This is a genomic window from Pseudomonas protegens, assembly GCF_003363755.1.
Taxonomy (GTDB): domain Bacteria; phylum Pseudomonadota; class Gammaproteobacteria; order Pseudomonadales; family Pseudomonadaceae; genus Aquipseudomonas; species Aquipseudomonas danubii.
Map to the genome: position 1 here is coordinate 5,675,967 of NZ_CP031396.1, position 15,842 is coordinate 5,691,808.

A 15,842-nucleotide genomic window follows, 5' to 3' on the forward strand; every position below is an offset into this window, starting at 1 on the left:
CCTGTCATCTACGCCTACACTGCGGCTCCGCACGAGGAGCCAGCCATGTTGATTGTTGCCGACGAAAATATTCCCCTGATCGAAGAGTTCTTTGCCGGCTTCGGCGAGATCCGGCGTTTCCCCGGGCGTGCCATTGATCGGGCGACCGTGGAGCAGGCGGATGTGTTGCTGGTGCGCTCGGTGACTCAAGTCGATCGCCAATTGCTGGAAGGCAGTCCGGTGCGGTTTGTCGGCACCTGCACCATCGGCACCGATCATCTGGACCTGGATTACTTCCAGCAGGCGGGTATCAGTTGGTCCAGTGCGCCGGGCTGCAATGCCCGTGGCGTGGTGGATTATGTACTGGGCAGCCTGTTGACCCTGGCCGAGATCGAAGGGGCGGACCTGGCTCAACGCTGTTACGGCGTGGTGGGGGCTGGTGAAGTCGGCGGACGCCTGATCAAGGTCCTGCGCGGTCTGGGTTGGCAAGTCCTGGTCTGTGACCCGCAGCGACAGGCAGCGGAAGGCGGCGACTACGTCAGCCTGGAGCAATTGATCGAGCGTTGCGACGTCATCAGCCTGCACACGCCACTGACTCGGCATGGCGAGCATGCCACCTGGCACCTGCTGGATCGCCAGCGCTTGAACCAGCTCAAGCAAGGTACCTGGCTGATCAATGCAGCCCGTGGCCCGGTGGTGGATAACCAGGCACTGCGTGAAGTGTTGCTGCAGCGTGAGGATTTGCAGGCGGTGCTGGATGTCTGGGAAGAGGAGCCGACAGTGGATCGCGAGCTGGCGGACCTGTGCGTGCTGGCCACGCCCCATATCGCCGGCTACAGCCTGGATGGCAAGCAGCGTGGCACGGCGCAGATCTACCAGGCCTACTGCCGCTTCCTTGGTCAGGCCGAACAGGTCAGCCTGGCCACCTTGCTGCCGGCGCCCTGGGTGCCGCTAGTCAGCCTGAATGCCAATGCCGATCCGGCCTGGGCCCTGGCGATGATCTGCCGGGCGGTGTATGACCCGCGCCGTGATGATGCGGATTTTCGCCGTAGCCTGGCGGATGATGTCGCCCAGCAACGCAGCGCCTTCGACGGCCTGCGCAAGCATTATCCGGAGCGTCGCGAGATTGACGGGCTGCAGGTGCGGATTCAGGGTGATTCGCCAGCCCTGAGCCAGATCGTTCGGGCCCTGGGCGCCAGCGAAGTCTGAACCCGTTCAAGCAGTATTGCACGGGCATAAAAAACCCGGCTGTCTGGCCGGGTCAAGAGGACATGAGGCTGAGTGTCAATCTTGCCGAGCAGGCTTGACCAGTCGCTTTTCCAGTTCGCGGCAGGCGTTCTGGATCATTTCTTCAGTAATAGGTACTTCACGACCCTGGGCGTCGATGATGGCACACCCCAGAGACTGGTTCGGCTGGGTACGGATTACTTGAATCTTGTCATTGCTGCTGTGTTGCAAGGACATGGCCTGTCTCCTCATCAGGTTGTGTGCTTACTCTAGAATGGCCGGGTGACCAAGCTGTTACAGACCGCCGCAAGGGCTGGCCCGGCGACTTCACTCCAACAGAAATGCCCGGGGAGTGCCAGCCACGGATTAGACCGATAATCTCTAGGCGCTAGTGTCAGCGGTCATAATCAACCTGACTCATTGTGATTTAGCAAAGTTCCTGCGAATTCCTCTCGTTGCCGCCGCTGCAACGGGTCAGTCGCCGGTGCGTCAATGGATGAACTGCATGCTCTCTTCTCGTCACCGCCGGGCGTTGCATCTGGCCAGCCGTTTTATCGCTCCCTACCGTTGGCAGGCGCTCGGCGCCCTGTTGGCATTGATTGTTACTGCGGGCATCACCTTGTCCATGGGGCAGGGGATTCGCCTGTTGGTGGACCAGGGGTTCATGACCCAGTCCCCGCATTTGCTGAACCAGTCCATTGGCCTGTTCCTGCTGTTGGTCCTGGCCCTGGCGATAGGCACGTTCGTGCGTTTCTATCTGGTGTCCTGGATCGGCGAGCGCTGCGTGGCGGACATCCGGCGTCAGGTGTTCAATCACCTGATCTACCTGCATCCCGGCTTCTACGAGAACAATCGCAGTTCGGAGATCCAGTCGCGGCTCACGGCGGACACCACCTTGCTGCAGTCGGTGATCGGTTCTTCGCTGTCGTTGTTCCTGCGGAATGCCCTGATGGTGTTGGGAGGGATCGTCCTGCTGTTCGTCACCAACCCCAAGCTCACCAGCATCGTGGTGGTGGCCTTGCCGCTGGTGCTGGTGCCGATCCTGATTTTCGGCCGCCGGGTGCGCAGCCTGTCGCGCTTGAGTCAGGACCGGATCGCCGATGTCGGCAGCTATGTGTCCGAGACGCTGGGGCAGATCAAGACGGTCCAGGCCTACAACCACCAGGCCCAGGACGAGCAGCGCTTTGCCGTGACGGTGGAGCAGGCTTTCGATACCGCGCGCAAGCGTATTGTCCAGCGCGCCTGGCTGATCACTCTGGTGATCGTCCTGGTCTTGGGCGCGGTGGGGGTGATGCTCTGGGTAGGAGGCATGGATGTGATCGCCGGGCGTATTTCCGGCGGTGAGCTGGCGGCTTTCGTGTTCTACAGCCTGATTGTCGGTAGCGCCTTTGGCACCTTGAGTGAGGTCATTGGCGAACTGCAGCGCGCTGCCGGAGCTGCGGAGCGGATCGCCGAACTGCTGCGGGCGGAGAACATTATCCAGGCGCCCAGTAGCGGTCTGGTGAGTTTGCCGGCACGTGTGCAGGGCGATCTGGAGTTGGACGGCCTGAGCTTTTCCTATCCGTCAAGGCCGGACCGCTACGCCGTCGATGGCCTTAGCCTGAAGGTTCAGGCCGGAGAAACCCTGGCGTTGGTCGGGCCGTCGGGGGCAGGCAAATCCACCCTATACGATCTGCTGCTGCGTTTCTACGACCCGCAGCAGGGGCGGATATTGCTGGATGGGGTGCCCCTGACCCAGCTCGATCCGCTGGATCTGCGGCGCTGTTTTGCCCTGGTGTCGCAAAGCCCGGCGCTGTTCTACGGCAGCATCGAAGAGAACATCCGCTATGGCAATCCTGGTGCCACCCTGGCCCAGGTCCAGGAGGCGGCGAAGATCGCCTATGCCCACGAGTTCATCGAGCAGATGCCAGAGGGTTATCAGACTCACCTGGGGGATGGCGGACTGGGACTTTCTGGCGGACAGCGGCAACGCCTGGCAATTGCTCGAGCGCTGTTAGTGGATGCGCCGATCCTGTTGCTGGATGAGGCCACCAGCGCCCTGGATGCGCAGAGTGAGCATCTGATTCAGCAAGCCTTGCCCAGTCTGATGAAGAACCGCACCACCCTGGTGATCGCCCATCGCCTGGCCACGGTGAAGAATGCCGACCGGATTGCGGTCATGGATCAGGGCAGGCTGGTGGCGGTAGGTACTCATCAGCAACTGATCGCCAACAGTCCGCTCTATGCGCGATTGGCGGCCCTGCAATTCAACGACGGCCCTCAGGCATCTGCGTAGGAGCCGGCTTGCCGGCGAAAGCGGCCATCAAGCTGGTGCTGAGTCCGAAGGCCTCTTTGCCGGCATGCCAGCTCCCGCAATGGGTGGCCGCCCAATAAAAAGCCCGCATCGCTGCGGGCTTGTAGAAGGCTGGCCTCACTGATCGTCGAAGTAGCGCTCATGCCAGTCCACCAGCGGCTGCGGTGAGTTGAGCTTCTGGCCGTAGATCACCGAGTAGGACAGCACGTTCTGCACATACTGGCGGGTTTCGTCGAAGGGAATGCTTTCCACCCACACGTCGAAACTCAGGTGGTCGGCACCCTTGAGCCATTGCCGCACCCGTCCAGGACCCGCGTTATAGGCAGCAGATGCCAATACCCGGTTGCCGTTGAACTGGCTGTGGACCTGGCTCAGGTACGCCGCGCCCAATTGGATGTTCTTGTCCGGGTCCAGCACTTGCTGGGGAGAGGCCAGGGGAATGCTGAACTTGCGCGCGGTTTCCTTGGCGGTACCAGGCATCAGTTGCATCAGGCCGCTGGCGCCCACGTGGGAACGGGCATCGTCCATGAAGGCGCTTTCCTGGCGGGTGATGGCGAACACCCAGCTGGAATGCAGGCCGCGGACCTTGGCTTCGCGCACCAGGGTGTCGCGGTGAGCCATGGGGAAGCGGATGTCCAGGTCATCCCAGTACTGGGCCTGGCTGATGGTGCGAATGGCCGGGAAGTACCATTTCAGGTCGTAGGCCAGCCTGGCCTGGGCCACCATTTCGTCACGGTTGAAGTGCCGGCTGACGTGGTACCACTCACGGCGTCCATCGACGATCTGGCCCCGGGCATGGAATTCCAGGGCGCGACGCACGCCTGGAGTGTTGCGCACTTTGTTGATGACTGCCTGGCTCAGCATCAGCGGCTGGTTGTTCAACTGATAAGGGGCCTTGGCGTGATCCGCGGCGAGGAATCCGTAGAAGTCACGCTCCCGGGCCAGGCCTTTGAACAGCGCCAGGGCCTGGGGATTCTTCGGCTGGGCCAGTTCCAGGCTGCGCGCCTGCCAGTAGCGCCAGCGGTTGGTGCTGGCCAGGTCCTGAGGCAGCTTGCGGGTCAACTGGTAGGCATCTTCCCAGCGCGCCAGACGCAGCAGCAGGCGCAGGCGCCATTCGGAGACGGTGTTGTCCCGCAGCTCTGGGTCGTACTTGGTCATGACGTCCAGGGCGCGGCTGTCGAAGCGCCGGGCCAGGGTCAGGCCGATTTCGCGGGCAATGGCCACTTTTTCGTCACGTGAGAAGTGCATGCTGCTGGCATAGCCGTCCAGCAGGGCCATGGCCTTGTCCGGGTCCTGGCGAGCCAGTCGGCGCAAGCCGAGGCCGACCACGTCGGACATCGCCTCATCGGCGGGCTGGAAGCGCGAGGGCTGGCTCAGCAGCTCCGGCTTTTGCGCCACGTCCACCAGCAGACGGCCCTGGGGCGCGAGGGTGGTCATGCTCTTGACCAGGCTGTTGGCCAGGGGGTAGTTGCGGGCTTCGGCCGCCAGCTTGGCCCGCTGCCAGCGCTTCTGCTCGGTCAGTTGGCCTTCAGCGGCCCATTGGGCGAACAGCGCGTCACAGGCGGCCGGTTGGGATTTGCCGGTCAGCCAGAGCTTTTCGGTAGCGGCGTAGCCCTGCGCCTTGAGGTTGTGGCCCAGTTGGTACTGGCCATTGAGGCAGTCCAGTTCGGTGAAGTTGAGTTTCGGGTCGTAGTACCGGGTGAAGGTGGCCCAGTCGCCGCGTTCCGCCAGCCAGCGCAACCAGCGCAGTTTCATCCAGTTGGCTTGAGGCAGGTCGCCATGTTCGGCGAGGAATTTCTCGATCTCGGCGTTGCTGGCGCTCTTCAGGCGGGCCGTAAGTTCGTCATAGGCCAGGTACGGTTCCAGTGGGTAGTCGCGCAGGGCATCGGCATAACGGAAATAAGGGCCTGAATCGCCCTTGGCCAGAGCGCGTTTGGCCTCGTCGTAATACCGGCGTTGCTGGGTCAGGTCCGCCGCCTGGGCGGATTGGACGGCAGTGGCGGAAAGAAGCAGACAGGATAAAAGGCTGAAAAGGCGACTGCGCATGAGACATCCGGGCAGAGAAATCATGACAAGTGCCGACAAGGCCAACACTGATTGTTCACTAGCTTAGCCTTTTGCCAGCAACCGGTGAAAGCTTTGCCGAGCCCTTGGCATCAGTTGGCAACAAAAGTGCCTTCGGGGTTGCCGGTGGCGAAATAGCGGGCCTTCTGAGGGCGCAAGTCAGGTAGAATGCGCGCCCGGTTTTTGGAGAAGAACATGACCCTGCTCAAATTCAGCGATGTGTCCCTTGCTTTCGGCGCCATGCCGTTGTTGGACAAGGTGTCCTGGCAGATCGCCCGTGGTGAGCGGGTGTGCATCATCGGCCGTAACGGTACTGGCAAATCCAGCATGATGAAGCTGGTCAAGGGCGATCAGAAGCCCGACGACGGCTCCGTATGGCGCGCACCCGGTCTGAAGATCGGCGAATTGCCTCAGGAACTGCCTGTGGCCGACGAGCGGACCGTGTTCGACGTGGTTGCCCAGGGCCTGGACGGTGTCGGCGAGCTGCTGGCCCAGTACCACCACCTGAGCCAGAACATTGTCACCGACGCCGATCTGGAAAAACTGATGCACGTCCAGCACGACCTCGAAGCCCGTGACGGCTGGCGCCTGCAGCAACTGGTGGACAGCACTCTGAGCCGCCTGCAACTGCCGGCCGACAAGACCCTCGCCGAGTTGTCCGGTGGCTGGCGGCGTCGCGTGCTGTTGGCGCAGGCCCTGGTATCCGAGCCGGATCTGCTGCTCCTCGACGAGCCGACCAACCACCTGGACATCGGCGCCATTGCCTGGCTGGAAGAGGCGCTGAAGGATTTCCAGGGCGCGGTCCTCTTTATTACCCACGACCGTTCCTTCCTGCAGAACCTGGCCACCCGCATCCTCGAACTGGATCGTGGCGGCCTGATCGATTGGAACGGCGACTACGCCAGTTTCCTGGTGCACAAGGAAGCCATGCTGGCGGCGGAAGAAACCGCCAACGCGCTGTTCGACAAGCGCCTGGCCCAGGAAGAAGTGTGGATTCGCCAGGGCATCAAGGCCCGGCGTACCCGTAACGAAGGCCGCGTGCGTGCGCTCAAGGCGCTGCGCGTGGAGCGCAGTGAGCGTCGCGAGCGTACCGGCAAGGCCAACATTCAGCTGGAAACCGCCGACAAGTCTGGCAAGCAGGTAATGGTGCTGGAGAATGTCAGCTTCGCTCACCCGGACGGCCCGTTCCTGGTCAAGGACTTCTCCATGGTCCTGCAGCGCGGCGATCGCATTGGCCTTCTGGGCGCCAACGGCACCGGCAAGACCACTTTGCTCAAGCTGATGCTCGGCGGTCTGGTGCCGAGCAGCGGCAAGGTGGAAGAGGGCACGCGGATCGACGTGGCCTACTTCGACCAGTTGCGCCACCAGTTGGACCTGGAAAAGACCGTGATCGACAACGTTGCCGAGGGTCGCGACTTCATCGAGATCGATGGCCAGAGCCGTCACGTGCTCAGCTACCTCGGTGATTTCCTGTTCAGTCCGCAACGTGCCCGTACGCCAGTCAAGGCCCTGTCCGGCGGTGAGCGTGCCCGTCTGTTGCTGGCCAAGTTGTTCAGCAAACCGGCCAACCTGCTGGTGCTCGACGAGCCGACCAACGACCTCGATGTGGAAACCCTCGAGCTGCTGGAAGAAGTGTTGCTGACCTTCCAGGGCACCGTGCTGATGGTCAGCCACGACCGGGCCTTCCTCGACAACGTGGTGACCAGCACCCTGGTCTTTGAAGGCGAAGGCAAGGTTCGCGAGTACGTTGGCGGTTATCAGGACTGGTTGCGCCAGGGTGGCTCGCCGCGGCTGCTGGGGGTTACCGAGAACAAGTCCGGCAAGGCCGAACTGAATTCCGCCGTGGTTGCGCCGGTGCAAGCCGCAGCGCCAGCCCCCGTGCAAGAGGCTCCGGCGAAGAAGAAGCTCAGCTACAAATTGCAGCGTGAGCTTGAGGCGCTGCCGGGGCAGATCGATGCCATGGAGCAACAGATTGCCGGGGTCGAGGCGGAGATGGCTGATGCCGGTTTCTATCAGCGTCCGGCGGCTGAAACCGCTGCGGTCATTGCCCGGCTGGAGCAGTTGAATGCCGAGCTGGAGCAGATGGTCGAGCGCTGGGCCGAGCTGGATGCCTGAGTGACCGGTGTTTGATAAAAAAGCCCGACTTTAGCGTCGGGCTTTTTTTCGGAGCAGTGACCGGTCTGGTAACTGTCGGGTGAGGGCTTAGCGTTTGGCCAGGTGCACAGCCAACACGTCACACGGTGCGCCGTGCAGGACGTCATTGGCGGTGGAGCCCAGCAGCAGGGCCAGGCCATGACGGCCGTGGCTGCCCACCACAATCAGATCGCATTCCTGTTCCTTGGCCAGGTGATGTATTTCCTGGCGCGGTTGTCCATAGGTCAGGTGACTGTATTCCTTGGTCAGCTCCGGGTACTTGTGGATCAGCCGGTCCAGGCGTTCCCTGGCCTGATCGAACTGTTGCTGCTGCAGCTGCGAAAGATCCATGGGCACGTCACCGCCGAAGGCCATGGCCATGGGTTCGACGATGTGCACCAGGGACAGCTTGGCTCCATTGCTCACCGACAGCTCGCGAGCACGGTGGATAACAGGATCGCACTCTTCGGTTAAATCTACGGCGACCAGAATATGGTGGTAGGACATGAGGCGCTCCTCCTGAGGATTGCAATAGCTTCAAGTATGGCTGGTTTCAAGCGGGTTGGTTCCACCCAGGCCCCGCTCATCTAAAAATCGAGAGTACTGATATGACGGTCTGGATAGTGGTGTCAATCCTTGCGGTGGTTCTGAGCCCGTTGGCGTGGCTGCGGCCCTCGCGCCGCCAGAGCGGCTTGATCGCCCTACGCCTGGAGGCGCGGCGCATGGGGTTGGCCATGCAACTGGCGCCCCAGGAATGGCCGCACTGGTTGGGGCAGGAGCCGCCCAATCCTTGCCCGCAATACCACCGGCCGAGGCGCAGCGCACAATCGGCTTGCTGGAGTTACTGGCAGATAGCCCCTGGTAGCTGGGTCAACCAGTGGCGTGAACCCTGTGTCGATGAGTCGCTGCTCCAGCATCTGCAGACCTTGCCGCCAGGGGTCTTCAAGGTTGAAGCGGACAAGCAACTGATCGCCCTGTACTGGAGCGAGCGCGGCGAGGCCAGTGTCTTGCAGGATATCGCCTCGGTGCTCAAGGCCTTGGCCTGAAGTCATGGGGAGGGCGCCCGCGGCAATCGTGGGCGTTTGGCAATAAAAAGCCCGACTCAGCATCGGGCGGGATGGCCAGGCAGGCCGGTAATCTCGTTTGAGCCACCCTGGGGTGGCTTCTTGCTGTCTGGGCTGTGCCCCTATTTGATAAAACTTTCTGACCTTTTCTTCAGATATATCTCCAGCTTAGTCGCTATCGTTCCCTGTGGGCTGACGATTTAGGGCGATTTTTCTAAATATTGATCCTATGAATGGCGATGAATGCAGGGGTGTGTTGATCATCTGGGGAGCAGTGAAGTGACCGCAAAGTCGCGTTTCAAACAGCGTTTTGTACGATTGACAATTGCCGGATTTTCCCTGAATGTGGCGTACCCAAATCAAACGGGCGTATGAAATGAGCGTTTGTATCTCAGGCGGCTCTATACAGAATCCCGACTATCGCGTTGGCGGGTGTGCCTGGCGGATTGGCGTTAGCATCGACGGTGACGTTAGTGCCAAGCTAGAAGTCAGCGTCCGACGTGTACTGTTCAGCTTCCATATCGTGGAGATCAGTTGATGATTTACGAAGGTAAAGCCATCACGGTTAAGGCTCTTGAAAGTGGCATCGTCGAATTGAATTTCGACCTCAAGGGTGAGTCCGTCAACAAGTTCAACCGTCTAACCCTGAATGAATTGCGTCAGGCTGTTGACACCATCAAGGCAGATGCTTCGATCAAGGGCGTGATCGTCAGCAGTGGCAAGGACGTATTCATCGTCGGCGCCGACATCACCGAGTTTGTCGATAACTTCAAGCTGCCGGATGCCGAGCTGGTGGCAGGTAACCTCGAAGCCAACAAGATCTTCAGCGATTTCGAAGACCTCAACGTGCCGACCGTTGCCGCGATCAATGGCATCGCCCTGGGCGGCGGCCTGGAAATGTGCCTGGCGGCGGACTACCGCGTCATGGCGGCCAGCGCCAAGATCGGCCTGCCGGAAGTCAAGCTGGGCATCTACCCGGGCTTCGGCGGTACCGTGCGTCTGCCGCGCATCATCGGTGCCGACAACGCCATCGAGTGGATTGCCGCCGGCAAGGAAAACCGTGCTGAAGACGCGCTGAAAGTCGGTGCCGTCGATGCTGTGGTTGCTCCCGATAAACTCAAGGACGCCGCTCTGGCCCTGGTTAAGCGCGCTATTTCCGGCGAGTTCGACTACAAGGCCAAGCGTCAGCCGAAGCTGGAAAAACTCAAGCTCAACGCCATCGAGCAGATGATGGCTTTCGAAACCGCCAAAGGTTTCGTTGCCGGTCAGGCAGGCCCGAACTACCCGGCGCCTGTTGAAGCGATCAAGACCATCCAGAAGGCCGCCAACTTCGGCCGCGACAAGGCTCTGGAAGTGGAAGCCGCCGGCTTCGTCAAACTGGCCAAGACCTCTGCCGCACAAAGCCTGATCGGTCTGTTCCTGAATGATCAGGAACTGAAGAAAAAGGCCAAGGCCTACGATGAGATCGCCAAGGACGTGAAGCAGGCCGCAGTACTCGGCGCCGGCATCATGGGCGGTGGCATTGCCTACCAGTCGGCCTCTAAAGGCACGCCGATCCTGATGAAGGACATCAACGAACACGGTATCGAGCAGGGTTTGGCGGAAGCTGCGAAACTGCTGGTCGGTCGCGTTGATAAAGGCCGCATGACTGCCGCGAAAATGGCTGAAGTGCTCAACGGCATTCGTCCAACCCTGTCTTACGGGGACTTCGGTCACGTCGATCTGGTGGTCGAGGCGGTGGTCGAGAACCCTAAGGTCAAGCAAGCGGTATTGGCTGAAGTCGAAGGTCAGGTCAAAGAAGACACCATTCTGGCGTCCAACACTTCGACCATCTCCATCAGCCTGTTGGCCAAGGCCCTCAAGCGTCCGGAAAACTTCGTCGGCATGCACTTCTTCAACCCGGTGCACATGATGCCTCTGGTGGAAGTGATCCGCGGCGAGAAGTCCAGCGAGCTGGCCGTTGCCACCACCGTTGCCTACGCCAAGAAAATGGGCAAGAACCCGATCGTGGTCAACGACTGCCCGGGCTTTTTGGTCAACCGCGTTCTGTTCCCGTACTTCGGCGGTTTCGCCAAGCTGGTCAGCGCCGGTGTGGATTTTGTGCGCATTGACAAGATCATGGAAAAATTCGGCTGGCCAATGGGCCCGGCGTACCTGATGGACGTGGTCGGCATCGACACCGGTCACCACGGTCGTGACGTGATGGCTGAAGGCTTCCCGGATCGCATGAAGGACGATCGTCGTTCGGCCGTGGACGTACTCTACGAAGCCAAGCGCCTGGGCCAGAAGAACGGCAAGGGTTTCTATGCCTACGAAACCGACAAGAAGGGCAAGCAGAAGAAGGTCGCTGATCCGTCGGTGCTGGAAGTGCTCAAGCCAATCGTCTACGAGCAGCGTGAAGTCACTGACGAAGACATCATTAACTGGATGATGATCCCGCTGTGCCTGGAAACCGTTCGTTGCCTGGAAGACGGCATCGTCGAAACTGCTGCCGAAGCTGACATGGGCCTGGTCTACGGTATTGGTTTCCCTCCATTCCGTGGTGGTGCGCTGCGCTACATCGATTCCATCGGTGTTGCCCAGTTCGTTGCCCTGGCCGACCAGTACGCCGATCTGGGCGCGCTGTACCACCCGACCGCGAAGCTGCGTGAAATGGCCAAGAACGGCCAGAGCTTCTTCGGTTAAGCGCCCACACTAGAGCGAGAGTGAAAATATGAGCTTGAATCCTAGAGACGTCGTGATTGTCGACTTCGGTCGTACTCCGATGGGCCGCTCCAAGGGCGGCATGCACCGCAACACCCGCGCCGAAGACATGTCGGCGCACCTGATCAGCAAACTGCTGGAACGCAACACCAAGGTCGACCCGGCGGAAGTCGAGGACGTGATCTGGGGCTGCGTCAACCAGACCCTGGAACAGGGCTGGAACATCGCGCGCATGGCGTCGCTGATGACCCAGATCCCCCATACTTCGGCTGGCCAGACCGTTAGCCGTCTGTGCGGTTCGTCCATGAGTGCGCTGCACACTGCAGCGCAGGCGATCATGACCGGCAACGGTGACGTATTCGTCGTGGGCGGCGTCGAGCACATGGGGCACGTGAGCATGATGCACGGTGTCGATCCGAACCCGCACATGTCCCTGTACGCGGCGAAAGCCTCGGGCATGATGGGCCTGACCGCCGAGATGCTGGGCAAGATGCATGGCATCACCCGTGAGCAGCAGGATGCCTTTGGCGTGCGCTCCCACCAGCTCGCCCACAAGGCGACCGTGGAAGGCAAGTTCAAGGACGAAATCATCCCGATGCAGGGCTATGACGAGAACGGTTTCCTGAAACTGTTCGACTACGATGAAACCATTCGTCCCGAAACCACCCTGGAAAGCCTGGCGGCCTTGAAGCCGGCGTTCAACCCCAAGGGTGGCACCGTGACTGCCGGTACTTCGTCGCAGATCACCGACGGCGCTTCGTGCATGATCGTGATGTCGGCCCAGCGTGCCCAGGATCTGGGCATCCAGCCGTTGGCAGTGATCCGTTCCATGGCGGTGGCGGGTGTGGACCCGGCGATCATGGGCTATGGTCCAGTACCGGCCACGCAGAAAGCCTTGAAGCGCGCAGGCCTGAGCATCAACGACATCGACTTCTTCGAGCTCAACGAAGCTTTTGCTGCACAGGCTCTGCCAGTGCTGAAAGATCTGAAAGTGCTCGACAAGATGAATGAGAAGGTTAACCTGCACGGCGGCGCGATCGCCTTGGGTCACCCGTTCGGTTGCTCCGGTGCGCGTATCTCCGGGACCCTGCTCAACGTCATGAAGCAGAATGGCGGCACCTTCGGTGTGTCCACCATGTGCATCGGCCTTGGCCAGGGCATCTCGACCGTCTTCGAACGCGTTTAAGCGTTGGGTTGATGGAAGCCGGGGCCCTGTGCCCCGGTTTTTGTTTTTCTGAAGATTTATTTGTTTTTATTTTGAAAAAAATTGCACGAGGGCCAGAGCATGCAGTTACAACCCGGGCTCTATCAGCATTACAAGGGGCCGCAGTACCGCGTTTTCAGCGTGGCGCGGCACTCGGAAACGGAAGAAGAAGTAGTGTTTTACCAAGCCCTGTATGGGGATTACGGTTTTTGGGTGCGACCCTTGAGCATGTTCCTGGAGTCGGTCGAAGTTGACGGCGAGCAGGTCCCACGCTTTGCTTTGGTGCAGGCCGAACCCAGTCTTTTTTCACCGGCGTAAGTGCAGGTCGCGCAGTACCCTGCGCTTGACCTCACCTTGTTGCCACTATATATAGCGGGGCCGCGTCAGGCGCCAACCGCCTTTCACTTCTCGAATTCAGGAATTTTCTGATCCATGGGCAAATCGCTGGTCATTGTGGAATCCCCGGCTAAGGCCAAGACCATCAACAAGTACTTGGGCAACCAATACGTGGTGAAGTCGAGTATCGGCCATATCCGAGACCTGCCCACCAGCGGTTCGGCGAGCGCCGCCAAAGAGCCAGCCGCCAAGCGTGGCAAGGCCGCTGCGGGCGAAGCCCCGGCCTTGTCGCCGAAGGAAAAAGCGCGCAAGCAGCTGGTTTCACGCATGGGCGTCGACCCCGAGCATGGCTGGAAGGCCAAGTACGAAATCCTTCCCGGCAAGGAAAAGGTCATTGAAGAGCTGCGCCGCCTTGCCAAGGATGCCGACACCATCTATCTCGCAACGGACTTGGACCGCGAAGGGGAAGCCATCGCCTGGCACCTGCGGGAAGCCATCGGCGGTGACGACAGCCGCTACAAGCGCGTGGTGTTCAACGAAATCACCAAGAAGGCGATCCAAGAAGCCTTCTCCCAGCCCGGCGAGCTGGACATTCATCGGGTCAACGCTCAGCAGGCCCGTCGCTTTCTTGATCGCGTGGTGGGCTACATGGTTTCGCCGCTGCTGTGGGCGAAGATTGCCCGTGGCCTGTCCGCCGGTCGTGTGCAGTCGGTAGCCGTGAAGCTGGTGGTGGAGCGCGAGCGCGAAATTCGTGCCTTTATCCCGGAAGAATACTGGGAAGTACACGCTGATCTGGGCACCGCCAAGGGCTCGAATGTGCGTTTTGAAGTGGCTCGTGAAAACGGCGAGGCCTTCAAACCGCTCAATGAAACACAGGCCATGGCTGCCCTGGAGAAGCTCAAGGCTTCGGCCTACAGCGTCGCCAAGCGCGAAGACAAACCCACCAGCAGCAAGCCGTCGGCGCCATTTATTACCTCCACCCTGCAGCAGGCCGCGAGCAACCGCCTGGGCTTCGGGGTGAAGAAGACCATGATGATGGCCCAGCGTCTGTATGAGGCTGGCTACATCACCTATATGCGTACCGATTCCACCAACCTCTCGGCAGATGCCGTGGCGATGGCGCGGACCTATATCGAAGACGAGTTCGGCAACAAGTACCTGCCGGCCTCGCCCAACGTCTACAGCAGCAAGGAAGGGGCCCAAGAGGCGCACGAAGCGATTCGTCCGTCCGACGTGAACACCCATCCAAGCAAACTGTCGGGCATGGAACGTGACGCTGAGCGGCTCTACGAGCTGATCTGGCGCCAGTTCGTTGCTTGCCAGATGCTGCCGGCGCAATACCTGTCCACTACCGTCAGCGTGGCCGCTGGCGACTTCGAGCTGCGCGCCAAGGGCCGTATCCTCAAGTTCGACGGCTACACCCGGGTCATGCCGCAGATCAGTAAGCCAGGTGATGACGATGTGCTGCCGGACATGGCGCAGGGCGAAGTGCTGAAGTTGATCAAGCTCGATCCAAGCCAGCATTTCACCAAGCCGCCGGCGCGCTATTCCGAAGCCAGCCTGGTGAAGGAAATGGAAAAACGCGGCATCGGTCGTCCTTCGACCTATGCGGCGATCATTTCGACCATTCAGGATCGCGGCTACGTAACCCTGCACAACCGTCGGTTCTATTCGGAAAAGATGGGTGACATCGTCACCGAGCGTCTCTCCGAAAGCTTCTCCAACCTCATGGACTACGGCTTCACCGCCGGCATGGAAGAGAACCTCGATGACGTGGCCCAGGGCGAGCGCGACTGGAAGAACGTCCTTGACGAGTTCTACGGCGACTTCAAGAAGAAACTCGAAGTGGCTGAGGGCGCTGACACCGGCATGCGCGCCAACCAGCCGGTGATGACCGATATTCCGTGCCAGACCTGCGGTCGGCCGATGCAGATTCGTACCGCTTCCACCGGCGTGTTCCTGGGTTGCTCGGGCTACAGCCTGCCTCCGAAGGAGCGATGCAAGGCCACCGTCAACCTGGTGCCGGGCGATGAGATCGCTGCGGACGACGAGGGCGAATCTGAATCCCTGGTACTGCGCGGCAAGCACCGTTGCCCGATCTGCAGCACGGCGATGGACGCTTACCTGCTGGATGAAAAGCGCAAGCTGCACATCTGCGGTAACAACCCGGATTGCGCCGGTTACGAGATCGAAGAGGGCAGCTACCGGATCAAGGGCTATGAAGGCCCGAGCCTGGAATGCGACAAGTGCGGGAGCGAGATGCAGCTCAAGACAGGCCGTTTCGGCAAGTTCTTCGGTTGCACCAATCCGACCTGCAAGAACACTCGCAAGCTGCTGAAAAGCGGCGACGCGGCGCCACCGAAGATGGACCCGGTGAAGATGCCTGAGCTCAAGTGCGAGAAGGTCAACGACACTTACATACTGCGCGATGGTGCTTCGGGTCTGTTCCTGGCCGCCAGTCAGTTCCCGAAAAACCGTGAAACCCGCGCGCCGCTGGTGCTGGAGCTGATCCCGCACAAGGACGAAATTGATCCGAAGTATCACTTCCTTTGCGAAGCGCCGAAAAAGGACCCGGACGGTCGTCCGGCGGTGGTGCGCTATAGCCGCAAGACCAAGGAGCAGTACGTGCAGACCGAGGTTGATGGCAAGCCGACCGGCTGGCGTGCGTTCTACGACGGTGGTACCTGGAAGGTCGAAGACAAGCGCTAAGCACTGTTTGTTTCGAGGGGCTTGCTCCTCGATGTAGCGCTGTACAGGGCCGCATGATTCCGTTGGGAGTCATGCGGCCTTTCTTTTGCCTTGCGGTGCGCGGGAGTGATCCTTGAAACTGTGCCGTCCG

11 protein-coding genes are annotated in these 15,842 nt (G+C 60.5%); 8 read left to right on the top strand and 3 right to left on the bottom strand.

What is annotated here, in order from left to right:
* The first annotated feature begins 45 nt into the window (after positions 1-45).
* A complete protein-coding gene (pdxB, locus tag DWF74_RS25760) occupies positions 46-1,188 on the top strand; it encodes a 4-phosphoerythronate dehydrogenase PdxB (RefSeq protein WP_115582488.1) in 1,143 nt (380 codons plus the stop codon).
* A gap of 75 nt (positions 1,189-1,263) precedes the next feature.
* On the opposite strand, the gene DWF74_RS25765 is transcribed toward pdxB, so the two are convergent.
* Positions 1,264-1,443, bottom strand: coding sequence for a PA1571 family protein (locus DWF74_RS25765; protein WP_102863786.1), 180 nt, complete (start codon positions 1,441-1,443; stop codon positions 1,264-1,266).
* Positions 1,444-1,702: 259 nt separating this feature from the next.
* Here DWF74_RS25765 and DWF74_RS25770 point away from each other — a divergent pair, with 259 nt between their 5' ends.
* Positions 1,703-3,481, top strand: coding sequence for an ABC transporter transmembrane domain-containing protein (locus tag DWF74_RS25770; RefSeq protein WP_162884122.1), 1,779 nt, complete (start codon positions 1,703-1,705; stop codon positions 3,479-3,481).
* A 135-nt stretch (positions 3,482-3,616) separates the two neighbouring features.
* On the opposite strand, the gene DWF74_RS25775 is transcribed toward DWF74_RS25770, so the two are convergent.
* The gene (locus DWF74_RS25775; RefSeq protein WP_110596935.1) at positions 3,617-5,545 is read right to left on the bottom strand and encodes a transglycosylase SLT domain-containing protein; all 1,929 of its coding nucleotides are present in this window, start codon (positions 5,543-5,545) and stop codon (positions 3,617-3,619) included.
* A 213-nt stretch (positions 5,546-5,758) separates the two neighbouring features.
* Between DWF74_RS25775 and DWF74_RS25780 the strand changes: the two genes are divergently transcribed.
* Positions 5,759-7,678 carry an ATP-binding cassette domain-containing protein gene (locus tag DWF74_RS25780; protein ID WP_102863783.1) on the top strand — a complete coding sequence of 640 codons (1,920 nt, stop codon included), beginning with the start codon at positions 5,759-5,761 and terminating at the stop codon, positions 7,676-7,678.
* A gap of 87 nt (positions 7,679-7,765) precedes the next feature.
* Here the strand turns inward: DWF74_RS25780 and DWF74_RS25785 are convergent, their stop codons facing one another.
* Positions 7,766-8,203, bottom strand: a complete 438-nt coding sequence (locus DWF74_RS25785; protein ID WP_047302975.1) for a universal stress protein — start codon at positions 8,201-8,203, stop codon at positions 7,766-7,768.
* Between the two features lie 101 nt (positions 8,204-8,304).
* Between DWF74_RS25785 and DWF74_RS25790 the strand changes: the two genes are divergently transcribed.
* The 5 genes from DWF74_RS25790 (at position 8,305) to topA (ending at position 15,712) form a co-directional block, all read left to right on the top strand.
* Complete coding sequence (locus DWF74_RS25790) at positions 8,305-8,742, top strand: hypothetical protein (protein WP_110596934.1); 438 nt, start codon at positions 8,305-8,307, stop codon at positions 8,740-8,742.
* Between the two features lie 555 nt (positions 8,743-9,297).
* Entirely contained in the window at positions 9,298-11,445 is a 2,148-nt protein-coding gene (fadB, locus tag DWF74_RS25800) for a fatty acid oxidation complex subunit alpha FadB (protein ID WP_102863780.1), read from the top strand.
* A gap of 28 nt (positions 11,446-11,473) precedes the next feature.
* Positions 11,474-12,649: an acetyl-CoA C-acyltransferase FadA gene (fadA, locus tag DWF74_RS25805; protein WP_102863779.1), complete on the top strand. Its 1,176-nt coding sequence runs from the start codon at positions 11,474-11,476 to the stop codon at positions 12,647-12,649.
* Between the two features lie 99 nt (positions 12,650-12,748).
* Positions 12,749-12,985, top strand: coding sequence for a DUF1653 domain-containing protein (locus DWF74_RS25810; protein WP_019093731.1), 237 nt, complete (start codon positions 12,749-12,751; stop codon positions 12,983-12,985).
* A 114-nt stretch (positions 12,986-13,099) separates the two neighbouring features.
* Entirely contained in the window at positions 13,100-15,712 is a 2,613-nt protein-coding gene (gene topA / locus DWF74_RS25815) for a type I DNA topoisomerase (protein ID WP_102863778.1), read from the top strand.
* Positions 15,713-15,842: the final 130 nt, after the last annotated feature.

Coding starts and splice junctions, on each gene's coding strand:
- pdxB (WP_115582488.1), top strand. CDS start 46: ATGTTGATTGTTGCCGACGAAAATATTCCCCTGATCGAAGAGTTCTTT.
- DWF74_RS25765 (WP_102863786.1), bottom strand. CDS start 1,443: ATGTCCTTGCAACACAGCAGCAATGACAAGATTCAAGTAATCCGTACC.
- DWF74_RS25770 (WP_162884122.1), top strand. CDS start 1,703: ATGAACTGCATGCTCTCTTCTCGTCACCGCCGGGCGTTGCATCTGGCC.
- DWF74_RS25775 (WP_110596935.1), bottom strand. CDS start 5,545: ATGCGCAGTCGCCTTTTCAGCCTTTTATCCTGTCTGCTTCTTTCCGCC.
- DWF74_RS25780 (WP_102863783.1), top strand. CDS start 5,759: ATGACCCTGCTCAAATTCAGCGATGTGTCCCTTGCTTTCGGCGCCATG.
- DWF74_RS25785 (WP_047302975.1), bottom strand. CDS start 8,203: ATGTCCTACCACCATATTCTGGTCGCCGTAGATTTAACCGAAGAGTGC.
- DWF74_RS25790 (WP_110596934.1), top strand. CDS start 8,305: ATGACGGTCTGGATAGTGGTGTCAATCCTTGCGGTGGTTCTGAGCCCG.
- fadB (WP_102863780.1), top strand. CDS start 9,298: ATGATTTACGAAGGTAAAGCCATCACGGTTAAGGCTCTTGAAAGTGGC.
- fadA (WP_102863779.1), top strand. CDS start 11,474: ATGAGCTTGAATCCTAGAGACGTCGTGATTGTCGACTTCGGTCGTACT.
- DWF74_RS25810 (WP_019093731.1), top strand. CDS start 12,749: ATGCAGTTACAACCCGGGCTCTATCAGCATTACAAGGGGCCGCAGTAC.
- topA (WP_102863778.1), top strand. CDS start 13,100: ATGGGCAAATCGCTGGTCATTGTGGAATCCCCGGCTAAGGCCAAGACC.